This is a genomic window from Bradyrhizobium sp. HKCCYLRH2015, from assembly GCF_051168215.1.
Classification (GTDB): Bacteria; Pseudomonadota; Alphaproteobacteria; order Rhizobiales; family Xanthobacteraceae; genus Bradyrhizobium.
Window position 1 is genome coordinate 467304 of sequence record NZ_JBNPUO010000006.1, and the last position, 26627, is coordinate 493930.

General features: G+C 65.4%; 25 protein-coding genes. 9 read left to right on the top strand and 16 right to left on the bottom strand.

Annotated features, from left to right (window positions below; translation table 11 throughout):
- The first annotated feature begins 147 nt into the window (after positions 1–147).
- Positions 148–1827 carry a methyl-accepting chemotaxis protein gene (locus ACQR1H_RS18675; protein ID WP_316217633.1) on the top strand — a complete coding sequence of 560 codons (1680 nt, stop codon included), beginning with the start codon at positions 148–150 and terminating at the stop codon, positions 1825–1827.
- A gap of 45 nt (positions 1828–1872) precedes the next feature.
- Here ACQR1H_RS18675 and ACQR1H_RS18680 read toward each other — a convergent pair whose 3' ends face one another.
- Positions 1873–3051: a cytochrome P450 gene (locus ACQR1H_RS18680; RefSeq protein ID WP_434907985.1), complete on the bottom strand. Its 1179-nt coding sequence runs from the start codon at positions 3049–3051 to the stop codon at positions 1873–1875.
- A gap of 90 nt (positions 3052–3141) precedes the next feature.
- Positions 3142–3933 (bottom strand): helix-turn-helix transcriptional regulator, encoded by a 792-nt coding sequence (locus tag ACQR1H_RS18685; RefSeq protein ID WP_434907986.1) that lies wholly within the window; start codon positions 3931–3933, stop codon positions 3142–3144.
- Positions 3934–4112: 179 nt separating this feature from the next.
- Here ACQR1H_RS18685 and ACQR1H_RS18690 point away from each other — a divergent pair, with 179 nt between their 5' ends.
- Positions 4113–5258, top strand: a complete 1146-nt coding sequence (locus ACQR1H_RS18690; RefSeq protein WP_434907987.1) for an ABC transporter substrate-binding protein — start codon at positions 4113–4115, stop codon at positions 5256–5258.
- 330 nt (positions 5259–5588) lie between these two features.
- Here ACQR1H_RS18690 and ACQR1H_RS18695 read toward each other — a convergent pair whose 3' ends face one another.
- The 5 genes from ACQR1H_RS18695 to ACQR1H_RS18715 form a co-directional block, all read right to left on the bottom strand.
- Positions 5589–7223 (bottom strand): GMC family oxidoreductase, encoded by a 1635-nt coding sequence (locus ACQR1H_RS18695; protein ID WP_316217637.1) that lies wholly within the window; start codon positions 7221–7223, stop codon positions 5589–5591.
- Positions 7224–7286: 63 nt separating this feature from the next.
- Positions 7287–7880 carry a GNAT family N-acetyltransferase gene (locus tag ACQR1H_RS18700; RefSeq protein ID WP_434907988.1) on the bottom strand — a complete coding sequence of 198 codons (594 nt, stop codon included), beginning with the start codon at positions 7878–7880 and terminating at the stop codon, positions 7287–7289.
- 186 nt (positions 7881–8066) lie between these two features.
- A complete protein-coding gene (locus tag ACQR1H_RS18705) occupies positions 8067–8993 on the bottom strand; it encodes an SMP-30/gluconolactonase/LRE family protein (protein WP_434907989.1) in 927 nt (308 codons plus the stop codon).
- 148 nt (positions 8994–9141) lie between these two features.
- The gene (locus ACQR1H_RS18710; protein ID WP_409998001.1) at positions 9142–10011 is read right to left on the bottom strand and encodes a GyrI-like domain-containing protein; all 870 of its coding nucleotides are present in this window, start codon (positions 10009–10011) and stop codon (positions 9142–9144) included.
- Between the two features lie 49 nt (positions 10012–10060).
- Positions 10061–10387 (bottom strand): hypothetical protein, encoded by a 327-nt coding sequence (locus tag ACQR1H_RS18715; RefSeq protein ID WP_315805808.1) that lies wholly within the window; start codon positions 10385–10387, stop codon positions 10061–10063.
- Between the two features lie 185 nt (positions 10388–10572).
- Here ACQR1H_RS18715 and ACQR1H_RS18720 point away from each other — a divergent pair, with 185 nt between their 5' ends.
- Positions 10573–10845, top strand: coding sequence for a hypothetical protein (locus ACQR1H_RS18720; protein WP_315805780.1), 273 nt, complete (start codon positions 10573–10575; stop codon positions 10843–10845).
- A gap of 23 nt (positions 10846–10868) precedes the next feature.
- Here ACQR1H_RS18720 and ACQR1H_RS18725 read toward each other — a convergent pair whose 3' ends face one another.
- The 3 genes from ACQR1H_RS18725 to ACQR1H_RS18735 form a co-directional block, all read right to left on the bottom strand.
- A complete protein-coding gene (locus tag ACQR1H_RS18725) occupies positions 10869–11345 on the bottom strand; it encodes an HXXEE domain-containing protein (RefSeq protein ID WP_315805781.1) in 477 nt (158 codons plus the stop codon).
- Positions 11346–11653: 308 nt separating this feature from the next.
- On the bottom strand, positions 11654–12088 hold the full coding sequence (locus ACQR1H_RS18730) for a cupin domain-containing protein (RefSeq protein WP_315718052.1): 435 nt from the start codon (positions 12086–12088) through the stop codon (positions 11654–11656).
- A 350-nt stretch (positions 12089–12438) separates the two neighbouring features.
- A complete protein-coding gene (locus tag ACQR1H_RS18735; RefSeq protein WP_434839217.1) occupies positions 12439–13092 on the bottom strand; it encodes a glutathione S-transferase family protein in 654 nt (217 codons plus the stop codon).
- A gap of 189 nt (positions 13093–13281) precedes the next feature.
- On the opposite strand from ACQR1H_RS18735, the gene ACQR1H_RS18740 reads away from it, so the two are divergent.
- Positions 13282–14502 carry a polyhydroxyalkanoate depolymerase gene (locus ACQR1H_RS18740; RefSeq protein WP_316177794.1) on the top strand — a complete coding sequence of 407 codons (1221 nt, stop codon included), beginning with the start codon at positions 13282–13284 and terminating at the stop codon, positions 14500–14502.
- Here ACQR1H_RS18740 and ACQR1H_RS18745 read toward each other — a convergent pair.
- Positions 14492–15535 carry an AraC family transcriptional regulator gene (locus tag ACQR1H_RS18745; protein WP_315805784.1) on the bottom strand — a complete coding sequence of 348 codons (1044 nt, stop codon included), beginning with the start codon at positions 15533–15535 and terminating at the stop codon, positions 14492–14494. The two genes, ACQR1H_RS18740 and ACQR1H_RS18745, sit on opposite strands and share 11 nt — an antisense overlap.
- A gap of 131 nt (positions 15536–15666) precedes the next feature.
- Between ACQR1H_RS18745 and ACQR1H_RS18750 the strand changes: the two genes are divergently transcribed.
- The 3 genes from ACQR1H_RS18750 (at position 15667) to ACQR1H_RS18760 (ending at position 18843) form a co-directional block, all read left to right on the top strand.
- The gene (locus ACQR1H_RS18750; RefSeq protein WP_315805785.1) at positions 15667–16116 is read left to right on the top strand and encodes a cupin domain-containing protein; all 450 of its coding nucleotides are present in this window, start codon (positions 15667–15669) and stop codon (positions 16114–16116) included.
- Between the two features lie 286 nt (positions 16117–16402).
- Positions 16403–17890, top strand: coding sequence for a flavin-containing monooxygenase (locus ACQR1H_RS18755; protein WP_316239253.1), 1488 nt, complete (start codon positions 16403–16405; stop codon positions 17888–17890).
- Between the two features lie 158 nt (positions 17891–18048).
- Complete coding sequence (locus tag ACQR1H_RS18760; RefSeq protein WP_434894769.1) at positions 18049–18843, top strand: substrate-binding domain-containing protein; 795 nt, start codon at positions 18049–18051, stop codon at positions 18841–18843.
- Positions 18844–18921: 78 nt separating this feature from the next.
- Here the strand turns inward: ACQR1H_RS18760 and ACQR1H_RS18765 are convergent, their stop codons facing one another.
- From ACQR1H_RS18765 to ACQR1H_RS18780, 4 genes are all read right to left on the bottom strand, one after another.
- Complete coding sequence (locus ACQR1H_RS18765) at positions 18922–19719, bottom strand: transporter substrate-binding domain-containing protein (RefSeq protein WP_434839220.1); 798 nt, start codon at positions 19717–19719, stop codon at positions 18922–18924.
- Between the two features lie 165 nt (positions 19720–19884).
- A complete protein-coding gene (locus ACQR1H_RS18770) occupies positions 19885–20118 on the bottom strand; it encodes a hypothetical protein (RefSeq protein WP_315805809.1) in 234 nt (77 codons plus the stop codon).
- 164 nt (positions 20119–20282) lie between these two features.
- Positions 20283–21170 (bottom strand): hypothetical protein, encoded by an 888-nt coding sequence (locus ACQR1H_RS18775; protein ID WP_434907990.1) that lies wholly within the window; start codon positions 21168–21170, stop codon positions 20283–20285.
- Between the two features lie 161 nt (positions 21171–21331).
- Entirely contained in the window at positions 21332–22525 is a 1194-nt protein-coding gene (locus ACQR1H_RS18780; protein ID WP_434907991.1) for an MFS transporter, read from the bottom strand.
- Positions 22526–22587: 62 nt separating this feature from the next.
- On the opposite strand from ACQR1H_RS18780, the gene ACQR1H_RS18785 reads away from it, so the two are divergent.
- Both ACQR1H_RS18785 and ACQR1H_RS18790 read left to right on the top strand, forming a co-directional pair.
- Entirely contained in the window at positions 22588–23394 is an 807-nt protein-coding gene (locus tag ACQR1H_RS18785) for an AraC family transcriptional regulator (protein WP_434839223.1), read from the top strand.
- A gap of 126 nt (positions 23395–23520) precedes the next feature.
- Positions 23521–24870, top strand: coding sequence for a malonyl-CoA decarboxylase (locus ACQR1H_RS18790; RefSeq protein WP_434845507.1), 1350 nt, complete (start codon positions 23521–23523; stop codon positions 24868–24870).
- A 902-nt stretch (positions 24871–25772) separates the two neighbouring features.
- Here the strand turns inward: ACQR1H_RS18790 and ACQR1H_RS18795 are convergent.
- Positions 25773–26183, bottom strand: a complete 411-nt coding sequence (locus ACQR1H_RS18795) for an SRPBCC family protein (RefSeq protein WP_434907992.1) — start codon at positions 26181–26183, stop codon at positions 25773–25775.
- Positions 26184–26627 lie beyond the last annotated feature (444 nt).

The following is a 26627-nucleotide window of genomic DNA, read 5'->3' on the forward strand; positions in this document are numbered from 1 at the left end:
TTAGATTGAATAAAGCCCCCGGGAATTTACGGGGATCATCGAGTTCAGGAATGATCGCAGTCAGCGCCGTCTCCGGATCACAGCAACTATCGCGTGATCACGAGCATGTGCACATCGCTGGCGTGATCGTTTGCACAGGAGACCATCATGTTTGGCCGCAAGAACAACGCCGCATCCCTGGCCGCCCTGGCCGCAAACGCGATCACCGCGAAGGTGATGGTCGCTGACGACAAACTCAACATCGTCTACATGAACGAGGCGGTACGGGCGCTGATGCGTGAGGCGGAGGCCGATCTCAAGGCGCAGTTGCCGAACTTCCGCGTCGACGGACTCATCGGCACCAACATCGACGTGTTCCACAAGGACCCGACGCACCAGCGCCGCATGCTGCAGGCCCTTACGTCCGAGCACCGGGCCACCATCAAGATCGGGAAGTGGACGTTCGATCTGGTCGCGCAGCCCTTGAAACACCCGGATGGAACCCGCGCCGGAACGGTCGTCGAGTGGTCCGACGCGAGCGTGCGGCTGCAGAACCTCGACTACAGCGCCCAGGTCGCGGCCATCGGCCGATCACAGGCCGTGATCGAATTCAACCTGGACGGCACGATCGTCACCGCCAACGACAACTTTCTGCATGCGCTTGGCTACAGTCTGCCGGAGATCCAAGGCAAGCATCACAGCATCTTCGTTTCGCCGCAGGAGCGCGACAGTGCCGGCTATCGCGAGTTCTGGGCCGCCCTGAACCGCGGCGAATACCAGGCCGCAGAATACAAGCGGATCGGAAAGGGCGGCAAGGAGGTCTGGATTCAGGCGTCCTATAATCCGGTGTTCGATCAGAACGGAAAGCCCTTCAAGGTCGTCAAGTTCGCCACCGACGTGACCGCCCAGAAGCTTCGGAATGCCGATCTCGCCGGACAGATCGCCGCCATCAGCAAATCGCAGGCCGTGATCGAGTTCGAACTGGACGGCACCATCATCAACGCCAACGACAATTTCCTGCAGGCGCTCGGCTATACGCTGTCCGAGATCAAGGGCCGTCACCATTCGATGTTCGTCGATCCGTCGGAGCGCGACAGTCCGGCCTATCGCAACTTCTGGGCCGCCCTGAACCGCGGAGAATATCAGGCATCGGAATACAAGCGGATCGGCAAGGGCGGCCGCGAGGTCTGGATTCAGGCCTCCTACAATCCAATCCTCGACCTCAATGGCAAGCCCTTCAAGGTCGTGAAATACGCCACCGACGTCACCAAGCAGGTGCTGGTGCGGATGGGCAATGAGCGCGTTCGCGGCATGATGGAGTCCGTCGCGGCGGGTGCCGAGGAGTTGAACGCCTCGGTGCGCGAGATTTCCGAGGCCATGACCAAGTCGCGCGAGACCGCCATGGGGGCGGCTGACCGGGTCGCCTCAGCCGATTCGCAGGCCAAGCGGTTGAGCGAGGCGACACAAGCGATGAGCGGCATCGTCGAACTGATCGGCAACATCACAGGGCAGATCAACCTGCTGGCGCTCAATGCCACGATCGAATCGGCGCGCGCCGGCGATGCCGGCCGCGGCTTTGCCGTGGTCGCGTCGGAGGTCAAGAATCTCGCCACGCAGGCCAAGGCCGCCACCGACAAGATCGGCGCGGAGATCTCCGGACTGAACGGTATCTCCAGCGAGGTCGTGAATGCGCTGAACGCGATCAAGGTCGAGATCCAGAACGTCAGCGAATACGTCACCTCGACCGCCGCCGCCGTCGAGGAGCAGAGCACGGTCACCGGCGAGATGTCGTCCAGCATGCAGCGCGCAGCCGCAGAGGCGCAGGCGATCGCAGCAGGCAGGGCGTAGAGACCGCCCGAGCGCGGCGCTTCCCCGCGAGGGCCGCGGCCAGGATCAATCCCGCGTCGCGTCCCAGGTCACCGGCAGATTGAGCAGACCGCGAAACGCCCAGCCGCCGATGCGCACCGGCTCGGTGTCACGCAGGCGCAGGTCCTTGAGCCGCGCGAACAGCGTCGGCAGCGCGACGTCGGCGATCATCGCGCGCGAGGCCCAGGCGCCCGCGCAGAAATGCGGGCCTGCGCCGAAGGCGATGCTCTTGGAGACGTCGCGGCGGATGTCGAAGCGATCGGGATCGGTGAAATGCGCCTCGTCGCGGTTGGCCGAGCCGAACATCAGGAACACGCGCTCCTCCGGCTCGAAGGCGACGTCGCGGATGCTCCATGGCCTGGCGATCCGCCGCGGCGACATGCCGATCGGCGAGATCCAGCGGGCATATTCCTCGAACACCTGGAGCCAGCGCACCTCGCCAGTGATGGCCAGCGCGAGCTGCTCGGGATGCGTCAGCAGCGCCCACACCGTGCCGGCGATCGCGTCGCGCGGTTCGTTCTGGCCGCCCGAGATGGCGAGCTTGATGTTGGCGCGGATGCTCTCCATCGGCATTTGCGCGGCGAGCATCACGCCAAGCAGGCTCTGGTTCGGGGTCTTCTCCAGCACCGGCAGCATGTCGTCGATCGCGGCATCGATGCCGGCGGTCGCGGCGTTGCAACGCGCCTCGACCGCGGGATCGCCGGTGTAGTTGGCGATGCCGTCGATCATCGCCTGCGACCACGCATTCATGTCCTGGAAGCGCATGTTGGTGAGGCCGGTGATCAGCTTCAGGCACTCGGCCGAGAACGGCAGAGCGAAATCGCCGACGAGATCGACATCCGTGGCCGGATCGAGCGCATCGATCAGCCGGTCGGCGTGCGCCTGGAACTGCGCCAGCCAGTGCACGCGCACGGCGCGCGGCGACACCGCCGGCGCGATCGCCTGACGCTCCGCCATGTGCGCCGCGCCATCCTTGCGCATCATGTTGTGACCCATCAGCCGGTTCATCAGGCCCTGCGGCTGATGCGAGCTGAAGACGTCGATCTGCTTTTCGGAGACGAAGATGTCGTCGCGGCGGCACAACAGCGTGCTGCCGAGCTGCGGCACGAAGGCGATCGGCGCCTCCTGGCGCATGCGCGCCAGCGCCGGATAGGGATCGGCCCAGAAGGTGGCGGTATCGATGTCGAAGCGCGGTGCTGTGCTCACTGTCGATCTCCAGTCGGACGGCGCAAGCTAGCCGCGCGCGCGGGCGACGTCTGTCCCGGCGATGGGTGACAGCATGCGCGCGCCTCTCGCTCAGTTCAGCGGCCGCGGTGTCGCCATCAGGCGCAGCGCGATTGCGAACAGCTCGTTCTGCGAGGCGATGCCGAGCTTCTCATAGGCGCGCTTGCGATAGGTGAAGACGGAGTTGAGGGCGATGCCGAGATCTCCGGCGATCGCCTCCGAGGTGAAGCCTTCGAGGATGCGCCGGCAGACGTCCTTCTCCCGCGCGGTCAGCACCGACAGCGGTCCGCCAGCGGCGAACAACAAAGCAAATCTGTCGGCCGGATCCATCGCGGCGGCGCGATCCTGGCAATGACGCGCGACGATGGCCCCCACGATCGGGGCGACCGCGGCGATGCGCCGGCGCTCATGGGGCGCAAAGCCGCCTTGGACAGCGGTGCGATAGAAGTTCACGTAGGTGCAGTGCTCGCCGACCCAGATCGCGGTGGCGGCCTTGTCGACGATCTCGGAGTCCTCGAAAAACAGCTTGCGGTAGCCCTTCGGGTACATGCGGCGGGCGAAGTTCGGCAGCAGGATGTGGTTGGTGTCCGCGCGCGCGCGAAAGATCGTATCCCGGTTCGGATCGGCGGTGTGGAAGTGCTCCGAATACGCCGCGCCGAGGTCGGGCCCGATCGCGATGTTCCCCGTGCTGAGCAGACAGCGCGCCGAGCGCTGGTCCTCGAAGGCGAACACCATGCAATGGCCGACATCCGCAACAATGCGCAACGTCTCGATCAGGACCTGCGGAAATGCGGGCTGTCCGATCGCGAGCACCATCGCGCCGACGGCGCCGGCCGCCTCGATGCCAGGCTCCTGAGCCTCCATGCGTTCCTCCCGGACTTTTTGTTCGCCGAAACCTAGCAGCAACCCGCCTCGGCTGGAAGCGCCGCGCCCCGCGTCACCAACCACGGGGACAGACATGGGGCTGCAGGTCCGGCTACGCTCATCAGCCAAGGTCTCGGCCAGTCAACGCGCCGAGCACGCTCAACGGGGGAGGATACGCGATGAGAGCCGCGCTCACGGCGATCGGAATTGCTGCAACGATGGCCTTCGGCTCGCCCGCGCGCGCCGACATCAAGGTCGGTATCGTGGTGTCCGCAACCGGACCCGGCTCGGCGCTCGGCCAGCCGCAGCTCAAGGCGGTGGCCGCGCTGCCGAAGGAGATCGGCGGCGAGAGGATCGTCTACATCGCGCTCGACGACGAGTCCGACAGCGTCAAGGGCTTGCAGAACGCGCGGCGGCTGGTGATCCAGGACGGCGTCGACGTGATCATCGGCTCGTCGCTGACGCCGGTGACGATGCCGATGCTCGACGTCGCGCTCGAGAGCAGGACGCCGCTGCTGTCGCTGGCGGCCTCGACCGCGATCGTGCAGCCGATGGACGACAAGCGCAAATGGGCATTCAAGGTGGTGCCCAATGACGACATCATGGCCGCGGCCATGCTCAAATACATCGCCAAGAGCGGGGTGAAGACGCTCGGCTTCATCGGCGTGTCCGACGGCTATGGCGAGGGCTACTATCAGGAGGTGACGAAGCTCGCGCCGAAGCTCGGGCTCACGGTGACCACCCACGAGGTCTATGCGCGCGGCGACACCAGCGTCACCGGCCAGGCGCTCAAGGTGATCGCCACCAATCCGGACGCGGTGTTCATCGCCTCGGCCGGCACGCCGGCCGTGCTGCCGCAGCAGGCACTGCGCGAGCGCGGCTATGCCGGCAAGATCTTCCAGACCCATGGCGTCGCGACGCAGGAGTTCATCAAGCTCGGCAAGGAGAATGTCGAGGGTGCGATCTTCGCCGGCGAAGCGTTCTCGATCGCCGACGATCTGGCGCCCGAGGATCCGTTCCGCCGCGCCAACGACGCGTTCGTCTCCGCCTATCAGGCCGCCAATGGCGACAAGCCCAACATTTTTGCCGCGCATCTGTGGGACACCGCGACCCTGCTCAAGGGCGCCATTCCCGGCGCGCTGAAGGCCGCCAAGCCCGGCACGCCGGAATTCCGCGCCGCGCTGCGCGACGAACTCGAGCGCGGCAAGGATGTCTATCTCAACAACGGCCTCTCCAACATGAGCCCGACCGACCACAACGGCTACGACGAACGCTCGGCGTTCCTGATCAAGGTCGAGGGCGGGAGGTTCAGGCTGGTGAAGTAGGTAACGTCGCGTTGTCGGCCCGACTATTTCAGCACGGGCGGTGCAACCTCTCCCCGCCCGTTGCGGGGAGAGGTCGGATTGCGCAGCAATCCGGGTGAGGGGCATGGCACATCAGCGGCCAGGATCACCGGTCCATCGGACGAGCACGACGGCTCCGGGTCGCAGAGCAATAGCACCACCCGTGCGTCTGCCCCCGCGTCTGCCCCTCACCCCGACCCTCTCCCCGTAAGAACGGGGAGAGGGAGCGCACCGACCATTCCGCGAGCGCTCGAATTCAGCTGACAAGAGAGCGACGGATAGAGCTGCTTCCGCGCTGAGTGAGCCCTCCGCTTACGCCGACAGCCGCTCTCCCGCGTCGCCCTTGCCCAAGATCAAATCCGCCGCCTTGTCGCCGATCATCAAGGTCGCAGCGTTGAGGTTGGCGGAGATCATGCGCGGCATGATCGAGGCATCGGCGACGCGCAGGCCCTCGAGACCATGGACGCGGAGCCGGTCGTCGACCGTGGCCCAGGTCGAGTCCGCCGGTCCCATCCGGCAGGAGCAGCCGGGATGGAAGGTGGTGGTGGCGCGCTGCGTCGCCGCGGCCAGGAACTCGTCGTCGCTGTTCACCTTCGGTCCCGGAAAATCCTCGTAAGCATAGTACGGCGCGAGCGGGGCCGAGGCCAGCAGGCGACGCGCCAGCTTCATGCCGGCGACGACCACGCGGCGGTCGAGCTCGGCGGTGAGATAGTTGGTCTGGATCAGCGGCGGCGCGAACGGATCCGCCGAGCGCAGCCGCACATAGCCGCGGCTCTCCGGGCGCTGCTGCCAGGACGCCACCGTCATGCCGGGCTCGTCCTCGAGCTGGCCCTGCACGCCCTCCTTGTAGCTTGCCGGCGTGAAGGTGAGCTGCAGGTCGGAGCTTTCGGCGGTCTCGCCGGAATGCCAGAAGCAGTAGACCATGGTCGGCGACAGCGACAGGATGCCGCGCCGCGTCACCGCCCATTTCAGCGCCTCGCCCCACAGATTGAGGCCGCGCGCGAGCTCGTTGACGGTCTTGATGTTCTTGACACGCGCCACCGTGCGGGGCGCGTAATGGTCCTGCAGGCCCTCGCCGACGCTTCGGAGTGCATGACGCACCTCGATGCCGTGCTCCTGCAGCAGCTCGGGCGCGCCGATGCCGGAGAGCTGCAAGAGCTGCGGCGAATTATAGGCACCACCGGACAGGATCACCTCTTTACGCGCGCGCACCTCGACCGGCACGCCGCCGCGCCCGCCGCGATGATAGCGCACGCCGACCGCGCGTTTGCCTTCCAGCACAACGCCGGTGGCATGGGCGTGGGTGCGAACCTCGACGTTCGGCCGCTTGCTGGCCGGACGCAGGAATGCGGTCGCCGACGACACGCGGCGGCCGTTCTGGATGGTGCGCTGGACGTAGGAGACGCCTTCCTGAATCGCGCCGTTGTAGTCCGGGTTGCGCGGGATGCCGAGCGAGACAGCGCCATCCATGAAGGCCTCGCACAGCGTGTCCTTCCACTCCATGGTGGTCACGATGAGGTTGCCGTCGCGGCCGCGATACTGGTCCTCGCCGGCGCCGATGCGCTTCTCCATGCGCTTGAAATTCGGCAGCACGTCGGAATAGCTCCAGCCGCGATTGCCCATCTGCGCCCAGGTGTCGAAGTCCTGGCGCTGGCCGCGATTGTAGACATGGCCGTTGATCGACGAGGAGCCGCCGAGCGTCTTGCCGCGCGGCGCGTAGATGCTGCGCCCGGCCGTGTAGGGCCCCGGCTCCTGCTGATAACCCCAGTTGATGCTCTTCATGTAGAAGGTCTTGATGAAGCCGGCCGGCAGATGGATGTAGGGATGCCAGTCGCGCGGCCCCGCCTCCAGCACGCACACCGTGACCTCAGGGTCCTCGCTGAGGCGGCTCGCCAGCACGCAGCCGGCGGAGCCGGCGCCCACGATCACATAGTCGAAGGTATCCATCTGGTCGTTCGTCCCGGTCTCATCGTCATCAGCCGCGCGAGGCGGCAAGCGGCCATAGCGCGGTCAGCGCGGCTTGTCATTCAATTGGTAGTCGAGATGCGCCTTCACGGTCGGCCATTCGGCTGCGGTGATGCTGTAGACGACGGTATCCCGCAGCGTGCCGTTCGGCGCGATCTGGTGGCTGCGCAAAATGCCGTCCTGCCTGGCGCCGAGCCGCTCGATGGCGCGGCGGCTCTGGTGGTTGAAGAAATGGGTGCGGAACTCGACCGCGATGCAGTCCATGGCCTCGAAAGCATGCGCCAGCAAGTGCCGCTTGCACTGGGTGTTGAGCGCACTGCGCTGCACCCGTTTCGCATACCAGGTCGAGCCGATCTCGACGCGACGGTTGGCGGCATCGACGTTCATGTAGGTGGTCATACCGGCGACGCGGCCGTCGGCATCGAGCACCGTGAACGGCAGCATGCTGCCGGCCGCGAGCAGGCCGAGCCGGCGCTCGATCTCCCTGGCCATGGTCTCGGGTTTCGGAACTGCGGTGTACCACAGCTTCCACAATTCGCCGTCACTGACGGCCTCGACCAGCGCATCGTGATGGTCCGCCGACAGCGGCAGAAGGCTCGCATGCGGGCCGCGAAGGGTGACTGGTTCAAGAAAGGGCATCAAAGACTCCTTCCCCTCATCCCGAGGAGCAGCGCGCAAGCGCTGCGTCTCGAAGGATGAGGCCACGATGGAGGCCTCATGGTTCGAGACGCGCCTGCGGCGCTCCTCACCATGAGGAGCAATTCCGACGACGTTCCAGCCAGCTGGTTATCACCGGCGCGCCGTGATGACGATGCCCAGCCGCATTCACTTGTTCAGAAAATTCAGCGGCAGGCCCTGCCGGGGCCAGTCCATCGCCACCAGCTCGCCCCGGCCCGACAGCGTGATGTAGGCCGTCTTCAGCTCGGGACCGCCGAAGGCGATGTTCGTCGTAACGCGGTCGCCGGTCGGGACCTGCTCGACCAGCGTGCCGTCCGGCGCGATCACGCTGATGCAGCCGGAGATCAGCGTCGCGACGCAGACATTGCCGTTCGCTTCGACCGCGAGCGAATCGAACATCTGGTAGCCGCCGAGGCCGCAGATCGGCCGGCCGCGCTCACCACGATAGATCACCTCGCGCGGCTTGACGGTGCCGGGCTCCGGAACGTCGTAGGCCCAGAGACGCGCGGTCGGCGTTTCCGCGATGTAGACGGTCTTCTCATCCGGCGAGAGCCCGATGCCGTTGGCGGGCAGAATGCCGTGGACGGCCTCGACGATCTCGCTCATGCCGGGCTTGAGGTAATAGAACGCGCCGACATCCATGTCGCGGGCGCGGCGCTTGCCGAGGTCCGAGAACCACAGGCCGCCGTGACGGTCGAACACCAGATCGTTCGGCCCGCGCAGCGCGTGCTCGCCGCAGCGGCTGACGACGGTCTCGATCCTGCCGCTCTGCAGATCGACGCGCTGGATCGAGCCGCCGAGATAGTCCTCGGGCTGCGGGCCCGGCATGATCATCCTGCCGGTCGGAATCCAGGAGAAACCGCCGTTGTTGCAGATGTAGATCTTGCCGTCGGGCCCCAGCGCCGCGCCATTCGGCCCCCCCGGAATCTGCGCCACGATCTCCTTGCGGCCGTCGGGAAACACCCGCGTCAGGCGCTTTCCGCGGATCTCGACCAGCACCACCGAGCCGTCGGGCATCACCACGGGCCCTTCCGGAAATTCCAGATCGGTGGCGAGCACGCGCATGTCGGACATCGGACGACCTCCCGCTTTCGTCGCCGCGCTGCGGCGCATTGTTGTTAGGCGTGAGGTTATCGCAAACGTGCCGCTGCTTGCCAAGCAATCGGCAGGGTCCGGCGCCGCAGGGCTGGCCTGCAGCGTCTCGACACAATTCGGGACCGCCTCAGCGAATCACCGGAACCCAGATCTCGAAGCCGCCATCACCGGTCCTGGAATCGAAGCGCTGATCGTAGCGTTCGAAATTCGGTGCATCGGCGACCGTGCAGCCCGATTGCGGCAACCAGTGATTCCAGATCGTGCTGACGGTGCGACGGATGGTCGAGACGTGGCCCGGATGGGCGAACACGGCAAAGGTGGCCGCGGGAATCCGAACCTTGGCGAAGCTGCGCGGCAGGTTGGAGAAGTCGGCTACCGCGACGCCTGCGATATAGTCGAAGTTTCCGGCGTCGTCACCGTTGCAGCAGACGCCGTAAGCGACGTCGCCGACGCGCGCCGGGATATCCTGCTCGACCAGGTGGAAGCGCTGCCAGAGCGCCGGAATGCCGGCCCCGTTGTCATGGCTGAAGCGCTCGGCCACGCCGGCCACGAGCAGCGGCTTGGCCGTGACGAAACGTGGTGCGGCGAGATCGGCGAGCGGGGTCTGGTCCATCATGATCGGCTCCTGAAGCGACAGGCCATCGAGGCGTGAGCTGGCGCGCACCGATTCCGGCGTGACGCCGAACTGGTCGCGGAACGCGCGCGTGAACGCTTCGTGGGAGCCGTAGTCGGCCTCGAGCGCGAGACTGAGAATGTCCGGCGCTCCCGAGGCCAGAGCCCGTGCCGCCTCGCTGAGACGGCGCAGCCTGACATAGCGCATCACCGAGACGCCGGTCGCCGCCGCGAACGCGCGCACGATGTGGAAGCGCGACACGCCGGCAATGGCAGCGACATCATCCAAAGTCAACGGCGCCGACAGATGGCTCTCGATGAACCAGAGCGCCCTCTCGGCCGGGTTGTTGGACACGCGCCTCTCCTTGTCGAAGCGGCCGATCATGCGCGCGGACGTCCTCGTGCGCTTGATCGTTATTGCGCTGCGGACCGTGCTATTTGCCGGCCGGCTTCGCCGGCGCCGCGTCCTTGGCGCCCGGCGCATCGGCCTTCTTCCTCAGTTCGTCCGCAAGCTTCGCCTGCGACGCCTTCAGTTCGTCGATCAGGCCCTGCTGCGAGATCAGCGCAGCCTTCAGCGCCTGGATCTGCCGATTCGCCGCATCGAGCTTCTGCTGCTGATCGAGCGCTTGCTTGGTCATCGTCTTCTGCAGGAAATCGATGTTGCTCTGCAGACATGATGTCCGACGATCCATCGCCTTTTCTGCAGTGCATATCTCGATGCCCGGAATATCCTGCGCATATGCGGCAGAACTCACACACATCGCGAGCACACTCGCGGCAAAAATGATTCCCGCAGCAACGATTCTTCGCATCACAATTTTCTCATTGGCTTGCCCAACACATGATTTTGCGTGGAACTGAAGGAGTTTCCTGATTGATACCATACTGAGACCTCAATCGCGCATTGAAGTTCCGGCCGGGACCCGTTTTTAGGGAGATGGACAGAATGGCTACGCGCGAAAAACGGCTGGCGCAATTCGACGGCAGCGGTGAGCCGCCGCCCGGACAGACGGTCGAGGTGCTGTGCGAGGATCACAGCGGCACCTACCAACTACCGTTCCCCTGTTTCTACATTGATGGCAAATGGCACAACAAGGAATCCGGCGGCGCGCTCGAAGCCACCGTCATCGGCTGGCGCTTCCCACGCTCGCGATTTGACGAGCGCAATGGACGCCGTCCGCAGCCGAGCTTCGTTGCCGATCGCGCTTCGTCTTATTGATCATGCCGGGCCCTGAGTTCTGCTCAGGGCCGGTCTTGCCGAAAATATGGTTTCGAACGCAGATTGAGCATCACGACCGGATAGGCCATCAGCAGCGCGCCGGCGACGACCGCGAGGACAACCGTTCCAACGTCGAGCACACCGTCGCCCCACGCCCGCCGCCACATTGCAATTGCAATCGGAAAGAACAGAATCAGCGCCGTCGCCAGCCCCGGCGAGAATCTGCCTCCGCTGCGCAGGAACGGCAGAATGTGAAAGAAGATGGCGTTGATGATCATCAGCGCCGCGTAGGTGAGCGCGGCCGGCGGCCATGTCTCGGCAAGCTCCGCCTGCACCGCGCCGAGCACGACAACCAGCGCGTTCGTCACGTAGAAGTCGCTCCACTCGACCGGCAGCTTCATCACCGTACGCGCCCAATTGCGCCAATCGAACGTGTATTCCTCGAGAATATGCGCGCCGTAGGCCGCGAGCGCGAGCCAAGCCAATGTGGTCAAGGTCATGATCGATGCTCCCCTTGCGGGTGATGGACCGGCACCAGATCGGTCGCAAGGGGCAATGTGGAGCACCAAGGCGCGAGACAGGCAGCGCGCGTGCCGTGTGTCAAAACGCGACGGCGCTGCCTTGCAGTCTTAATCCTTGGAACGCTGCCGGAACGAATCGCGTCCGAATCGGACGCCGCATCTGGTGCGCGATCTGTTCACGCTAGATGTCGGACACATCGGAGACGACCCACCACATCGTGAGGAGACGCCTCCGGCCGCTTGCCGCAACCGGATGCCAAAGACTAACGGAGAAGGAGTTCAGGCGCTCAGGTCCAGGGCGTGACCGGCGGCACGTTGTCGGTCGCCGGCGGCATCTCGACCGTCTTGAAGTCGGCCGGGCTGACGATCTCCATATATTCCATGTCAGGGGAATAATCGTAGAGGTAGTGCACGATGCCGGGCCGCTGGTGCACGACGTCGCCGGCCTTCACCAGGGTCGGCTTGTCCTCGTACATGAAGCGGGCCCAGCCCTTCATCATGATGACGATCTGGAAATCGCAATCATGGCGATGCCAGCCTGTGCCATCCACCGGCGGACAATCCGGATTGGCCTTGACGAGGTGGCAGATCACCTGCCCGCCGGTGGCGTCGGCGATGCCGAGATCGCGATACAGAAAGAAGTCGCGCAACCCACCGCCCTTGTAGTCGGTGTCCTCGGGCTTCACGTGCGAGAACTTGGTCACCACTGCATGCTGGTTCATGACGGCCTCCACCGGTTGATTGCGACATCGGCGACCGTTGCGGCCCATCGATCGGCCACAGCGGCCACCACGTCAGAAAGCGGATTGTGCCATGCGAAAACCACGCCACGCCCTGTTCGCAACGCAAAGATCGGCAGGCGGTGACGGCATCGCGCGCCGAACTGATTGCCAACAACCGGGTTTTGGCCGACGCCACACGGCAATGGTGACGTGCTGACAGCTCACGCCACGCGCCGAGAGGACGCAAATCCGGCTTCAAATTGAGCAGCACCTGCCCGCGACATGAGCCGTTCTCGCCGGGGCCGGCGGCTGCCAACGGCCGCGGGCATGGTCCGCTGACGGCAGGACACCTAGTACTCGACCTCCAGCTCCTCGATCTCCTCGGGCTCGGCCTTGGCGGCCTCGATCCATTGCTGCATCTCCGGCATCGCCATGATCAGGTCGGCATAGGCCCTGAGCTGCGGCTCCAGCTTCACGTCATAAGTCACGAAGCGCGTCACCACCGGCGCATACATCGCATCCGCCATGCCGCGCTGGCCGAACAGAAATGGACCGCCGGATCTCTCCAGGCAGTCGCGCCAGATCGCCCAGATGCGATCGATGTCGGCCTGCGCCCGCGTCCAGACCTTGAAGCCCGGAAAGTGGCCCTTGAGATTGACCGGCAGCGACGCCCGCAGAGTCGTGAAGCCGGAATGGATCTCGCCCGAAATCGAGCGGCAATGCGCGCGCTGGACGCGGTCGGCTGGCAGCAGGCCTGCCTCCGGAAAGGTCTCGTTGAGATACTCGCCGATCGCCAGCGTATCCCAGATCGTCGCACCATCGTGGCGCAGGCACGGCACCAGGATCGAGGACGACAGCAGCAGGATCTCGGCGCGAGCCGACGCGTCGTCCGGACCGACGATCACCTCGTCAAAATCCAGTCCGGCAAACCTGGCCAGCAGCCAGCCGCGCAGCGACCACGACGAGTAATTCTTGCTACTGATGGTCAACGTCGCTTTGGCCATGTCGCCCTACCCTGTTGCCGCATTGTCGATTGTCGTCCGCCCATCGTGCCGCTCGTGCAAGCGGCGCGATGGCGGAGCCGGATATGTGAGAGATTTCATCGAGCAAGCGACATGCCAGTTTTTCAGGCAAGACTCGGCCGCTCTGGCTTCGATATTGCATACACCAATGCATGTAATGGATCGGACGCGATGGCGCTGCTGTACCAAGCCTATCAGAACCACATGGACCTGACCGAGCCGTGGCGCCAGAGCGCGGCAGCCGCCATGCGCTATCTCAACCTGATCCCATCAGGGCTATCCAGCCGCGCCATGCGGCGTCTGTCCGCCGCGCTCGAGCTGATCTCCCGCTCGGCCTTGACCTACGCCCGCCCGGCCTATGGCATCGACAGCGTGATGGTCGGCAACCGCGAGCTCGCCGTCACCGAAGAGGTCACGTTCAAGACGCCGTTCGGCTCGCTGCTGCACTTCAAGAAGGATGCCGCACCGGATCAGCCCAAGGTGCTGCTTGTCGCGCCGATGTCCGGCCATTTCGCCACCCTGCTGCGCGGTACCGTGAAGACGCTATTGCAGGATCACGACGTCTATATCACAGACTGGCACAATCCGCGCGACATCCCGCGCGATCATGGCCGCTTCGGCCTCGAAGATTACACCGATCATCTCATCACCTTCCTCGGCCAGCTCGGGCCGCGCCCTCACATGGTGGCGATCTGCCAGCCGTCGGTCTCCGCGCTCGCGGCCACCGCCGTGATGTGCGAGGACAACCATCCGTCGCGGCCGGCCACCTTGACCTTGATGGCCGGACCGATCGATACGCGGATCCAGCCGACCAAGGTCAACGAGTTCGCCAAGAGCAAGCCGATCGACTGGTTCGAGGACAACCTGATCCACTACGTGCCCTTTCAATGCAGGGGCGCCTTCCGCAAGGTCTATCCTGGCTTCGTGCAGCTCACGGCATTCGTCTCGATGAATCTCGAGCGCCACGTCAAGCAGCACATGGATCTCGCCAACCATCTCGCCAAAGGCGAGGTCGAGAAGGCCGAGACGATCAAGACCTTCTACGACGAGTACTTCGCGGTGATGGATCTGCCGGCGGAGTTCTACATCGAGACGGTGCGCGACGTCTTCCAGGACCATCTGCTGCCGCAGGGCAGACTGATGCACCGCGGCCGTCCCGTCGACCCGAAGGCAGTCCGGCGCATCGGCCTGATGACGGTCGAGGGCGAGCGCGACGACATCTGCTCGATCGGCCAGACGCTCTCGGCGCAGGACATCTGCACCAACGTGCGCGCCTATCGCCGCGTCCATCACATGCAGGCCGGCGTCGGCCATTACGGCGTGTTCAGCGGCAAGAAGTGGAACAACGAGATCTATCCGCTGCTGCGGGATTTCGTGCACGTCAATTCGTGAAGCGGCCACGCTGTGCGCGTTGCAGCGTGGCCGACGGCGCCTCCCCGAACTTGTCGCGATAGGCCCCCGCCATCCGCCCGAGATGGGTGAAGCCGAGGTCAAAGGCGATGTCGATGATCCGCGCCTCCGGCGCAGCCGTCATCAATTGCGCATTGAGCCGCGCCAGCCGGATGTCGAGCAGCATGTCGGAGATCGACATGCCGAAATGGCGGCGGAAGCCGCCCTGCAGCGCCCGGATCCCCACGCCTGACGATGCCGCAAGCTGCGCCAGATCGAGCGGTTCGGCTGCGTGCGCTGCCAGGAGATCACGCGCCCGGCGGACGGCCTGCGGCAGCGTCTCGACCCGGCCGGAATGCAGCCTGATCGCCTCCGCCAGGCCATTGCCCGGCTGCGCGAACAGAATATCCAGCAGCGTCTCGCGCCAATTGGCGGCCGCGACCGCTGGCAGTCCGCGCCCACCGCCGAGACGCTCGGCGAGGTCGGCGAGCCCGAGCATGTGAGCCCGGAGCCGCGAGCCATGACATCCCGACAACGCGATTGCGGGATCGAATTCGATCGGTTGCACCGCGCGCCCGGACAGCGCTGCTGCGCGCTGTTCCACGAGACGGCGGTCGAGCAACAGGATCAACTGAGCGCACCCCTCCCAGACCATGCGCGTGGGCAATGTCGGCGACAGCAGCGACGCCGCATGATCCGGCGCCGTCGCGACCTCGCCGGTCCCGGCGAAGACCCGCGCGGTCCCCGCCAGCGGGAGCTGCAGCAGGAAGAAGCGGTCGAGACAGCCCGGATCAATGGTTACCGCACCGCCATAGGCGACGTAGTTGATGGAAAAGCCATCGAATGCCGCGCAATTATGCAGAGCGAGGAAATCGCGCGCAGTATCCGCCTCCGGTTGCAGCCCATGCGGACAGAAGATGCGGCCTATTTGTTCAGCGGCCTCATCGACATCGTGCGTTGCAACACGACCATAGGCGGTCAGCCGCGGCACCGCCGGTGACTTCCAACTACGATCAGCGGCTGCATCTGCAGTCATGGCCTACATCGCCCGTCGAGATCGTTTGAAACCTATAATAATTAGCAACTGACGTCGAGGGATTCGTTTTCCGGATAGACTTGGGCAGGCCCCGGCTCGATCCTCCCATGCGTGCAGCAAGGAGATCCGCCATGATCACACTCGAAAAAGGCATCACGCGCGCAGGTACCGGCTATGCCGGCAAGACCTGGAATATCCTGGGTCAGCTCTATTATCCCAAAGCCGTCACCGACTCCACGTTCGCCTTCGAGACCAACAGCGAGCCCGGGCAGTTCGTGCCGGTTCACGTTCATCCCACCCAGGACGAGTTCATCCTGGTGCAGGAAGGCGTACTCGACCTCAAGCTCGACGGCGTCTGGGTCAAGGCGAATGCCGGCGACCTCGTGCGCATGCCGCGCGGCATTCCGCATGGCTACTTCAACAAATCCGACAAGCCGGCGCGCGCGCTGTTCTGGGTCTCGCCGATGCAGAAGCTGGAGGCGCTGTTCAACATGCTGCACAATCTCGCCGACCCGGCCGAAGTGGTGCGAATCTCGGCGGAGCACGAGGTCGACTTCCTGCCGCCGGAGGCCAACGACTAGGCGACAGCGCGGGCCCCAGCGAGCGCCCCCCGATTGTTGCGGTACGAACGGCGCGCTCATCGCTGTCGGCTCCGTGCGCCTGCAGCATGAGCAGCCGCTGCGCTCGGACGAGATGCGACCGGCGAGATCCTTCTCGCCCTGATTTCGATGCCGACCCATCCGTCGGCATCGCACGTCTCGGTCGCGCCGAGCGACCTTCGTCACCATCGAACTCTCGCGGGCTTCTGCAGCGCGGCGGGCGAATGCCGCCCGAACGCGGCTGCGCGCTCGACAACAAGGAGGTCCCATGATCAGCCGAAAGAATGTCTGTGTGATCGGCGCCGGCGTCTCCGGCCTGGCTGCAGCCAAAGCATTCACCGCCCGCGGGCACGACGTCACCATCGTCGAGCGGAGCGCCGATCTCGGTGGCGTCTGGGAGCCCGCGCGGTCCTATCCCGACGTGCAGACGCAGAGCCCCAAGGAGCTCTATCGCTACACCGACAAGGCGATGCCGGATCACTACCCCGAATGGCCGAAGGGACCGCAGGTCTATGCGTATCTTGCCGACTACGCGAAATCCCACGACCTCGTCCGCCTGATGCGGTTGAACACGACCGTGCTTGCGATGCAGCGCCGCAGTGACGGCAAGCCTGGATGGAGCCTCGACCTCAAAACCGGAGACCGAACGAGCCGGGAGGATTTCGATTTCGTCGCCGTCTGCACCGGTCAGTTCAACGAGCCGCAGACGTTGTCGCTTGGCGGCGAAGATCAGTTCGCGGCCGCCGGCGGCTTGATCCTGCATTCCTCGAAATACAACAATGCCGCGCTCACGAAGGGGCGCGACGTGGTGGTCCTCGGCGGCTCGAAATCGGCAACCGACATCGCAGTCAACGCCGTACGCGCCGGCGCGCGCTCGGTCACGATCGTGCTTCGCGAAGCGGTGTGGCGCATTCCCTACTTCGTCGGCGGTCTGATCAACTTCAAGCGCATCCTCTATATCCGTGCCCAGGAGCAGATGTTCGCAAGCTGGGGCATCGGTCCGCTCGCGCGCGTTGCCCATCTGCTGGCCAAGCCGCTCGTCTGGGCCAATTGGCGCGGCCTGGAGAGCGTGCTCAAGACGCAGTTGAAGCTCGCCAAATGCAACATGGTGCCGAAGGGCAGGATCGAGGACGGCGTGAACTGCTCCGTCCCGATCGCCACGCCCGACTTCTTCCCGATGGTCGCAGACGGCCGGATCAAGGCGGTCTACGGCACCTTCGACCACTACGAGCCGAACACCATCGTGACCAGCGGCGGTGAACGGATTCCGGCCGACGTCGCGATCCTCGCCATCGGCTACAAGCTCGGAGTCCCATTCCTGTCGGATGCCGACCGCGCCAGACTGGTCGATCCGGACGGGCAGTACCGGCTCTATCGGCTGATCGCCAATCCCGATCTTCCCGACATGGGATTCGTCGGCTTCAATTCGAGCTTCTGCACCGTGCTCTGTGCGGACATGGCCGCCAACTGGCTGGTGCGCTACGCCGACAAACAGCTGGCGCATCAACCGAGCGAGCGCGAGATGCGCGACAACATCGAGATGATGCTGCATTTCAAGCGGATCGAGCGCCCTGCCGCGGGCGTGTATGGCGGACTTTGCGTCGCGCCCTATCACTTCAAGCATTTCGACGAACTGCTTGCCGACATCGGCGCTCGGCGCCGACGGCGCAATCCATTGGCAGAGATGTTCACGCCGCCCGACGCGGACGCGTATAACGACTTTCTCGCATCCGCGCCGGCCTATCAGGCCGGCTGAGGTGGCGGCGAACAGTCTCGCCGCGCTGCAGACACAGTGACGCCGCGAGCGAGACGCATTGCGGAGGGATGGCCGGCCCCGCGGGGCGCTGGCCTTCCCGGCACAGTCGGGCTATCCAAAGCGCCCCCGGCCTCCAGCCGTTCGCCTCGGAGCCTGCCATGATCCTCTCGACCCATCTCCGCACCATCGGTCTCGCCGCTTCGGCCGCGTTCCTCCTGACCACCGCGGCCCAAGCCGCAGAAGTTCACGTCATGATCTCCGGCGGCATGACCGCTGCATTCAAATCCCTGGTGCCGGAGTTCGAGCGGCGCTCGGGTCACAAGGTCACGATTGCGTACGGCCCATCGATGGGAACAACCACGAATGCGATTCCCGTTCGCCTCGAGCGCGGCGAGCCTGCCGATGTGCTCATCATGGTGGGCTACGCGCTCAGCGATCTCACCACCAAGGGCAAGGTGACGCCGGATAGCCGTGCGGACCTCGCCAACTCGCCGATCGGCGTCGCGGTCAAGTCGGGGGCGCCGCATCCCGATATTTCGAACGCGGAAGCCGTGAAACGCATGCTGATTGCCGCCAAGACCATCGCCTATTCGGACAGCGCCAGCGGCGTCTATGTCTCCACCGAGATGTTCGACAAGCTTGGCATCAAGGACGAGATGAAAGGCAAGGCGCGGATGATTCCGGCCACGCCCGTCGGCGAGATCGTCGCCCAGGGCGAAGCGGAGATCGGCTTTCAGCAGATCAGCGAGCTCAAGCCGGTGAAGGGCATCGACATCGTCGGGCCGCTGCCGGCCGGACTGCAGAAGATCACCGTGTTCTCCGCCGGCATCGCCACGGCCGCCAAGGAGCCGGAGGCCGGCAAGGCGCTCATCAAGTTCCTGCAATCACCGGATGCGCGTCACGTCATCGCGGAAAGCGGCCTTGATCCGATCGTGAGGCGGGCGCCGAACTGATACCGAAGGAGCCCGGCTGAGACGATGGCTCTCCCCCGCCCCTGGCGCGGGAGAGTCCGGCAGGCAGCGTCGGTGCGCTTACTGGGTGAGCAAAGTCGACTCGCTCAGATTGTTGGCGCCGTAGGCCTTCTTGAGCAGACCGTTCGCCTTGGACTCCGTCATGAACTTGGTGACGAAAGCCAGCGACTGCGGATGCTTCAGCGGCACCGCAACCGCGGTGTCCGTCTTCTTGAAGGTCTCGGCCAGCACCTTGGTGCCGGGAATCTGCTTGGCGATGAGAGTCAGTTGATCGCGGGCCAAGGCCAGCGCGTCGATCTCGCCGGCACTGAGCAGCGCATAGACTTCCTCGTAGGACTTGAAGCCGGTGACGGTCGCCTTCTTCAGGAAGGCCTTGGCGCCGCGCATCACGGTCGTATCGTTGATGGCCGCAACCTCGGTGCCGGCCTGGTCCAGCGCCGCGATGTTGGCGACGTCGAGACCGGCGCGGACGATGAAGGTGGTCTCGACCGAATCGTAGACCGGACCGAACGAGACCTTGGTTTCGCGCTCCGCGTCCTTCGGCATGAAGGCCACATCCCAGATGCCCCGCGCAGCATCTTCGGTGATCGCATTGGAATTCGGATGCTCGACGAATTCGACGGGCACACCGACCTGCGCGGCCATGGCCTTGCCCAGTTCGACCGGAACGCCTGAATAGCCGCTGTCCGACTTGACGCACCAGAACGCCCCGCCGGCGGCGCCGACGGCGATGGCGACGCGAAGCTTGCCGGTCGGCGCGATTTCTTCCTTCAAGCCGGCTGCGCCGGCGGCGTTGCCGGCAAACGTGACTACCGCAGCTGCCAGGGCTGCGTCACGCAGCCAGCGCCAAAACGCCATGGCCCTCTCCCATCGAATTGCAAGTTGGATACGAGCCGCACCTTGCCGGGAGCACCGTTAAATACAGCTTACCTCGCTTGCGCAAAGCAGCATGCGACGCGCAAAACTTGCGCGTCGCAATTACGGTTTCAAATAACTCGATACCGAAAACCAATTAAGCGTCGCTTAAACGCAGCGCCGAACCGCGACGCCATTGACGATCACCGTGCGGCACGCCGCAGCCGCCACCGGCGGCTTGCGAACCACCACGGCGCCCGCCGCACCGGCGCAGCCGGCTCGCACGACGCCGCGTGCGCAGACCACGGCGTTGGCATCCGACATCGACACGAACGGCATTACCGCCAGGATGAACAATCCGCACAGCGTGGAAATAATGGCACGTGAAAGAATGGCGCTCATCTTCAAACTCCTGATCATGATCTGATTGGTCAAATATCCACCCTGTTGCGACCTTGCCTGGGACGTCCCCACCCGACAATTGGGACAATTTGGGTGGATTCGCTCTCCTGTGCATCCCCGCATGCGCTGCAGTGGTAACCGTGAACGGCGACAGCCGCCCTGCATCAGCGATTGGCCGCAAACTGCGCGAGCATGCCCTTGCAGCCAGGTGTCAGCGCACCGGCATTGGCCGCGAGGCACTGCGCGATCCGGCCGCCGCCCGGCTCGATGCCGCTGCACAACGCCCGCGCGTCCGCGCCGCAGGCGGCCCTCACGATGCGCAACTCCTCGCGAGGCCGCAGCGGTCGCAACACCAGCGCGGGCGCCGCCGGTGCAGCGGGGGTTGTCGCCGCGGGCCGGGCAACAGCCGCGGTCGCCGTCGATGCCCCGCTCGAAGACGCCATCGCCTGAGCGCAGGGGCCGGACACTCTGACCTTGTTCTGCTCCAGGCACTGCAGTGCCGCCGCGCCGCCCGGCGGCACGCTGCTGCAGACCTTGCGGTAATCGGCGCCGCAGGCACTTCGGATCGCGGCCACCTGGGCCTCGCTCGGCTTGCCCGCAGGCGCCGCCGCAGCCGGCTTGGCCGCAGCCGTGGCCAACTGGGCAGGCGCGGCCGGGACGGACGCGGCCGGCTGCGCCGCAGCCTTTGGAGGTTCGACGGAAGGCTTGCTCGCCTCGGCGGCGACCGGCCCGCTCGCGGCCGGTGGCGCCGAAGCCGGCTTGGCCTCCACGACAGGCTTGGCGTCTGCCGGAGGCCTTGCCTCTGCCGCGGGCTCGAGCGCCTTGACCGCCGTCTGGCAAGCTGAGGACAGGCCCGCGATGTTCTTCTGCAGGCATTGGAACGCCGCCGCGCCGCCGGGCGGCACGCTGGCGCATTTCGACATGTAGTCCGACCGGCATGCCGACTTGATCGCGTTGCGCTGCGCATCGCTCTGCGCCAGCGCCTGCGTTGCTGCGAGGCCGGCCGCTGCGGCCATCCCGAGCACCAGCAGTCTCTTGAAGCAATTGATCATCGGCGGATCCTCAATGGTGTCGTGCTTCAATCTCTTGTCGCCACCGCAGTCGCCCGCAGGGTGGCCAATCGGGTCTCATCAGTATCAGCACGCGCATATCGGCCCAGGCTGCGCCGGCGGCGCAGGCCTGGCAATTGGGAAAATTTGGGTGGATCGCATTCTCACTCCGCCGGCGCCTCCCGCAGCGCCGGCTGCACCGCCGGAAGCTCCGGCGGCAGGATCAGCGCGGCGATGACCGCGACCAGGCAGAGCGCGGCGAAGGCCTGCAGCATGGTGACGAAGCCGCCGTGCTCATACAGCCAGGCGACCAGGCCGACCGAGGCGCCGGCCGCGGTGAAGCCGATGAAATAACGCACGGCATAGGCGCGCGAGCGCCACTCCTCGGCGGTGTACTTGCCGACCATCGCGTCGTTGACGGTGACCTGCCCGAACGCGCCCATGACGATGCCGATCGAGGCCAGGATCAGCGCCCAGTCGCGCGCATCGGCGGCCAGATACAAGAGCGGCGCCAGCACCAGCGACAGCGGCAGCGCGATCGTCTTCAGCGCGTGGCGGTCGAGCAGCCGCCCGATCGTATACTGCGTCATGGCGCCGAACACGTAGACGCCGGCCGCGATCACGCCGAGCAGCGCCGGGCTCTGCGTCAGCCCCGCCAGCCGCTCCGCGAACAGTTTTGGCAGCGCCACGGTGATCGCGTTGAACGTCGTCGAGATCGCGATCACCACCAGCAGCAGCGCCAGCACCACGCGCCACATCTGGTCGCGCGCGACGCGGGCCTGCGCCGCCGCCTGCTTCGATCCGCGGCGGTCCTCATGCGCGACCGCCAGCGCGAACACCACGCCGATGCCGACCGTGATCACGCCGGGCACGATGAAGGCGAAGCGCCAGCCGAGATATTGCCCGACCACGCCGGTCACCAGCGCCGACGAGGCGACGCCGAGATTGCCGAACACGCCGTTCAGCCCCATGTCGCGGCCGAGCCGGTCGGCATAGGACACCAGCATCGCGGTTCCCACCGGATGATAGATCGAGGCGAACAGGCCGATCGCGAGCAGCGCCGCGCCGAGCTGCCAGGGCGTCTGCACCAGGCCGACCGAGATCATCGACAGGCCGATGCCGAGATAGAAGATCAGCATCATGTGCCGCCGGCTCCAGCGGTCGCCGAGCCAGCCGGTCAGCAGCGAGCCGGCGCCGAAGGCGATGAATCCCGGCGTCGCATAGGGCAGCAGGTCCGCATAGGCCATGCCGAGCGCGGGGCCCATGATGATGACCGCAGCTGCGAAGATCAGCATCGCATAGTGGTCGATGAAATGGGCCGCGTTGACGAAGCCGATGACGCGGCGGGGGCTGTTCATGGGAGCTGTCCTCGATTCCTGACAGATCGGTTATAGTCGACGCGACCAACGAGAAGCCGCCAATGACCATCGTGGACACGCCATTGAAGCCGCTCGGCGCCGACCGGGTGACGACCGAGCCCGGCGTCCACCTGATCGCGCGCCTCTATCACAAGGGCGCCCGGCTCGATCCGCACATGCACCGCGAGTCCCAGTTGATCTACGCCTCGCGCGGCACGATGCAGGTGACGACGCCGCGTGGACGCTGGCTGGTGCCGCCGGACCGCGCCGTCTGGGTTCCGGCGCGTCACGGCCATGCCATCGACATGCTGGCCGACAGCCAGATGCGCACGCTGTATTTCGAGCAGGACTGGCTGACGCGGGAGACGCGGGGCGTGCGGCTCGACCGCGAGTTCGTGGTGCAGGTCTCGCCGCTGCTGCACCAAGCGATCCTGGCGCTGTTCGCCGCCGACGGCGACCGTGCGCGCACCGCGCTGCTGGTGCGGCTCGCGCTGCTCGAATTGCGCCGCGCCGAGGATTCCTCGACCTTCATCCCCCTGCCGCAGGATCCGCGCGCACGCCGCGCCGCCCAGCTCGTCCTCGCCTCTCCCGCGAGTGAGGAGGATCTGGCGACCCTGGCGGGCAAGGTCGGCAGCTCGGCCCGCACTCTGTCGCGGCTGTTCGCGGCGGAGACGCGGCTGAGCTTCAAGGCGTGGTGCCAGCGCGCCCGGATCGCCGCCGCGATCGAGCGGCTGTCCACCGACCGTCAGCTCTCCGTCAAGCAGCTCGCCGCCGATCTCGGCTATGCCAGCGTGCCGGCGTTTTCGCATGCCTTCAGGCAGGTCACCGGCCGCACTCCGACCGAGTTCGCGGAGCAGACAGGTGCATGACACGCCGGCCGCATATGCACGCCGCGACGGCGGCGTTGACGATTTGTTATGTTTGAATGTCGCCAGCTTTGCCATAAATCCATGTAACATCGCCCTCATCACGCTCCGGGATTCGACTGACATCAGATGGCCAATGCCTTTTTCACCGACCTGATCACCACAATTTCCGAGCGAGGCCGGACGCTGCTGCGCGGCGGCGGCACCCCTACCGACAAGCATGATGCGAAAAGCCTGGCCGAGCTGTGCGAGGCGCTGGTGTCCGGCGCCGGCGAGGCCTCGGGCACGGCGATGGCCCGCGACGTGCTCGACGGCTATCACGATCTCGACCCCGAGGGCCGCAAGGCGTTCTTCACCGCGCTGGTGCATGATTTCGGGCCCGACAAGGCCAGGCTCGCCAAGGCGATCGACGACTGGCGCGCGGCGCCGTCGGACGAAGGCGCGAGCGCGCTGCATTTCGCCTCCGAGCCGCGCCGGCAGGAGCTGATCCGCCGGCTCAACCGCGCGCCGGGCGGCACGCCCGAGCTGGTGGCGATGCGCACCGATCTCCTGGATCTCATCAAGGGCAATCCGGAACTCGCCGCGCTCGATCGCGACGTCGTGCATCTCTTGAGCTCATGGTTCAACAGGGGGTTTCTCGTGCTGCGTAAGATCGACTGGTCGACGCCGGCGAACATTCTGGAGCAGATCATCCGTTACGAGGCGGTGCACGAGATCCACGACTGGGACGATCTGCGCCGCCGCATCGATCCGGTCGACCGCCGCTGCTACGCCTTCTTCCATCCCGCGATGCCCGACGCGCCCCTGATCTTCGTCGAGATCGCACTGACCGAGACCATCCCCGGCGCCATCGCGCCGCTGCTCGCGGTCGACCGTCCGCCGGTGCCCGCCGACCGCGCCCGTACCGCCGTGTTCTATTCGATCTCCAACACCCAGCGTGGCCTCGGCGGCATCTCGTTCGGTAACTTCCTGATCAAGCAGGTGGTCGAGGAGCTCCGCCGCGAGCTGCCGAAGCTCGACACCTTCGTCACGCTGTCGCCGGTGCCCGGCTTCATGAACTGGCTGAAGTCGACCCCCGATGCGACCGAAGAGGATCGCAACGTGCTCAAGCTGCTGAACGAGCCGCGCTGGGTCGAGGATGCCGAGATGACCGCCGAGCTGCGCCCGGTGATCGAGCCGCTCGCCGCGCACTACTTCCTCAAAGCGCGCACGTCGAAGGGCAAGGTGATCGATCCCGTCGCCCGCTTCCACCTCGGCAATGGCGCCAGACTCGAGCGCATCAACTGGCTCGGCGACCTCTCCTCCAAGGGCCAGCGCGAATCCGCGACCGTGATGGTGAACTACCTGTACCGGCTCGAGGACATCGAGAAGAACCACGAGGCCTACGCCAATGACGGCGAGGTCGTCGCCTCCAGCGCGGTGAAGAAGCTGCTGCGCGGCGAAGGCCGGCGGCTGCTGGACATGCGGCTGTCGTCGTAGGGATTGCACGGACGCGTTCGATCGCGTCCGCTGTTGGCGTCTTGAAGCCCATTGGCTCGAGGCACGCCGCCCACTCCAAACTCCGTCATTGCGAGGCGCCCTTGCGCCGAAGCAATCCAGAGTCTCGCGCGTCGCCCTGGATTGCTTCCGCCTACGCCCGCCGGGCTTCGGCGGACACGTCGCTGCGCTCGCAATGACGCGTGGTGAGATGGCGTGCTCACGCCTCAAACACCGCTGTCGTCCCGGCGAACGCCGGGACCCATAACCACCGGCAGCCGTTTGAGGCAGGCTCGTCATGACCTGCTCGCGCCCAACATCCGCCGCGGCGTATGGGTCCCGGCGTTCGCCGGGACGACGCTGTGGGAAAACCGCTTTCACATCTCAAACAGCTTGGGGACGTGCGCCAACATCCTCGCGGCGCATGGCGCCCAAGTTGCTGCGAAGCATGTCCCTCCGATCAAAACAGAGGGCGCAGGGAAGACCGGGTGCTGGCCGCAACCCATGGCCCCCGTGCGTGAAATAGTGCACGGGGCAGGAACCACAGGTACGACCGGTGCATTCCGGCCTTCCCTGCGCGATGGTTTTCACGGTGTCCTTCGTGCTCTCCCTGGGGATCGGGCTTTCTTGCCCCCATCGCCCGCGCGTGCCGTCAAGCAACAACGCAGACTTGACCTCAGCGTCGAGAGGCCAGGACCACACGACTTCTCCGTCCGCAAGGACGCCGGTCGTCTGCCGACATCCTCACGGCCACCGCATCCCTGCCCCGACGTTCGTGACGACGCGTACGCCCCTCTGCGATGGGGCAGGATGCGCACATCATTGCTGATTTTCGGAAAATGTCAAGCGGAAAGACTCGGATTCCGCTCACGACGCGCATTCGGCCCCTTCCCAGCCCGCGCCCCTCACGACGCCTTCGCTTCCACGTGGCGCGCAAAGCTGTCGAGAATCGCCTGCCAGCCCCCCTGCTGCTGCTCGACTGAATGGGTCGTTTCGGCATCGAAGACGACACGAACCACAACGCCTTTAGGACCGGGTTCGAAATGCACCTCGGCCTTCCGGTCGCCGAAGGCGTAGGCGATCAGCTTGTGCTCGACGATCTTGGTGTAGGTGCCGGCGAAGTCGAAGCCCATGCTGCCGTCCTTGGCCTCCATCCGCGACGAGAACGCGCCGCCTTCCCGCAGGTCGACCGTGGCCTTGGTCGTATGCCAGTCGTCCGAGGCGGCGTTCCATTTGACGATGTCGGCCGGCGTCGTATAGGCGCGCCAGACCTGATCGATGGGGGCTGCGACGGTGGTTTCGACGGTGATCCGCATGGATGTTGCTCCTGGCTCGATTTTGACGGCTCGCTGCAAGTGCGCAGCAGGTGTGCTCGAAGGACGATGCAGGCTGGCCAGTCCCGACAGTTGGTGAGATAAGTTTTGCTCCGGGACCGCTGCAAGGATTGTCGGTGGGAACAGCGATACGAGCGTCATGCATTGCCGTCACAACCCTGGTGGGCGGTGCACTTGGAGCGGCCAGTCTCGGCCACGTGGTGCTGGCGATCGGCTTCCTTGCCCTCAACTTCGCGCCCGGAGGCATTCACAGCGGCTGGAGCATTCTCGCGGTGCTGGGCGGTGGCGGTGGGGTTTAGGTGACAGTGCACAAAACTACCCGCGGCGACCTAATCAAGATTGACGTTTCGTGCACTGGACTGCACCCCTCAAGTGAGACACGATAATCTCAGTGACAATGGGTAAAGTCATCGCATCGTGTTTTGC

Excerpts from the sequence above, each read along its gene's own strand:
- ACQR1H_RS18675 (WP_316217633.1), top strand. The coding sequence starts at position 148 with ATGTTTGGCCGCAAGAACAACGCCGCATCCCTGGCCGCCCTGGCCGCA.
- ACQR1H_RS18685 (WP_434907986.1), bottom strand. The coding sequence starts at position 3,933 with ATGGAGGCTCAGGAGCCTGGCATCGAGGCGGCCGGCGCCGTCGGCGCG.
- ACQR1H_RS18690 (WP_434907987.1), top strand. The coding sequence starts at position 4,113 with ATGAGAGCCGCGCTCACGGCGATCGGAATTGCTGCAACGATGGCCTTC.
- ACQR1H_RS18695 (WP_316217637.1), bottom strand. The coding sequence starts at position 7,223 with ATGGATACCTTCGACTATGTGATCGTGGGCGCCGGCTCCGCCGGCTGC.
- ACQR1H_RS18700 (WP_434907988.1), bottom strand. The coding sequence starts at position 7,880 with ATGCCCTTTCTTGAACCAGTCACCCTTCGCGGCCCGCATGCGAGCCTT.
- ACQR1H_RS18705 (WP_434907989.1), bottom strand. The coding sequence starts at position 8,993 with ATGTCCGACATGCGCGTGCTCGCCACCGATCTGGAATTTCCGGAAGGG.
- ACQR1H_RS18710 (WP_409998001.1), bottom strand. The coding sequence starts at position 10,011 with ATGATCGGCCGCTTCGACAAGGAGAGGCGCGTGTCCAACAACCCGGCC.
- ACQR1H_RS18715 (WP_315805808.1), bottom strand. The coding sequence starts at position 10,387 with ATGTGTGTGAGTTCTGCCGCATATGCGCAGGATATTCCGGGCATCGAG.
- ACQR1H_RS18720 (WP_315805780.1), top strand. The coding sequence starts at position 10,573 with ATGGCTACGCGCGAAAAACGGCTGGCGCAATTCGACGGCAGCGGTGAG.
- ACQR1H_RS18725 (WP_315805781.1), bottom strand. The coding sequence starts at position 11,345 with ATGACCTTGACCACATTGGCTTGGCTCGCGCTCGCGGCCTACGGCGCG.
- ACQR1H_RS18730 (WP_315718052.1), bottom strand. The coding sequence starts at position 12,088 with ATGAACCAGCATGCAGTGGTGACCAAGTTCTCGCACGTGAAGCCCGAG.
- ACQR1H_RS18735 (WP_434839217.1), bottom strand. The coding sequence starts at position 13,092 with ATGGCCAAAGCGACGTTGACCATCAGTAGCAAGAATTACTCGTCGTGG.
- ACQR1H_RS18740 (WP_316177794.1), top strand. The coding sequence starts at position 13,282 with ATGGCGCTGCTGTACCAAGCCTATCAGAACCACATGGACCTGACCGAG.
- ACQR1H_RS18745 (WP_315805784.1), bottom strand. The coding sequence starts at position 15,535 with ATGACTGCAGATGCAGCCGCTGATCGTAGTTGGAAGTCACCGGCGGTG.
- ACQR1H_RS18750 (WP_315805785.1), top strand. The coding sequence starts at position 15,667 with ATGATCACACTCGAAAAAGGCATCACGCGCGCAGGTACCGGCTATGCC.
- ACQR1H_RS18755 (WP_316239253.1), top strand. The coding sequence starts at position 16,403 with ATGATCAGCCGAAAGAATGTCTGTGTGATCGGCGCCGGCGTCTCCGGC.
- ACQR1H_RS18760 (WP_434894769.1), top strand. The coding sequence starts at position 18,049 with ATGATCCTCTCGACCCATCTCCGCACCATCGGTCTCGCCGCTTCGGCC.
- ACQR1H_RS18765 (WP_434839220.1), bottom strand. The coding sequence starts at position 19,719 with ATGGCGTTTTGGCGCTGGCTGCGTGACGCAGCCCTGGCAGCTGCGGTA.
- ACQR1H_RS18770 (WP_315805809.1), bottom strand. The coding sequence starts at position 20,118 with ATGAGCGCCATTCTTTCACGTGCCATTATTTCCACGCTGTGCGGATTG.
- ACQR1H_RS18775 (WP_434907990.1), bottom strand. The coding sequence starts at position 21,170 with ATGATCAATTGCTTCAAGAGACTGCTGGTGCTCGGGATGGCCGCAGCG.
- ACQR1H_RS18780 (WP_434907991.1), bottom strand. The coding sequence starts at position 22,525 with ATGAACAGCCCCCGCCGCGTCATCGGCTTCGTCAACGCGGCCCATTTC.
- ACQR1H_RS18785 (WP_434839223.1), top strand. The coding sequence starts at position 22,588 with ATGACCATCGTGGACACGCCATTGAAGCCGCTCGGCGCCGACCGGGTG.
- ACQR1H_RS18790 (WP_434845507.1), top strand. The coding sequence starts at position 23,521 with ATGGCCAATGCCTTTTTCACCGACCTGATCACCACAATTTCCGAGCGA.
- ACQR1H_RS18795 (WP_434907992.1), bottom strand. The coding sequence starts at position 26,183 with ATGCGGATCACCGTCGAAACCACCGTCGCAGCCCCCATCGATCAGGTC.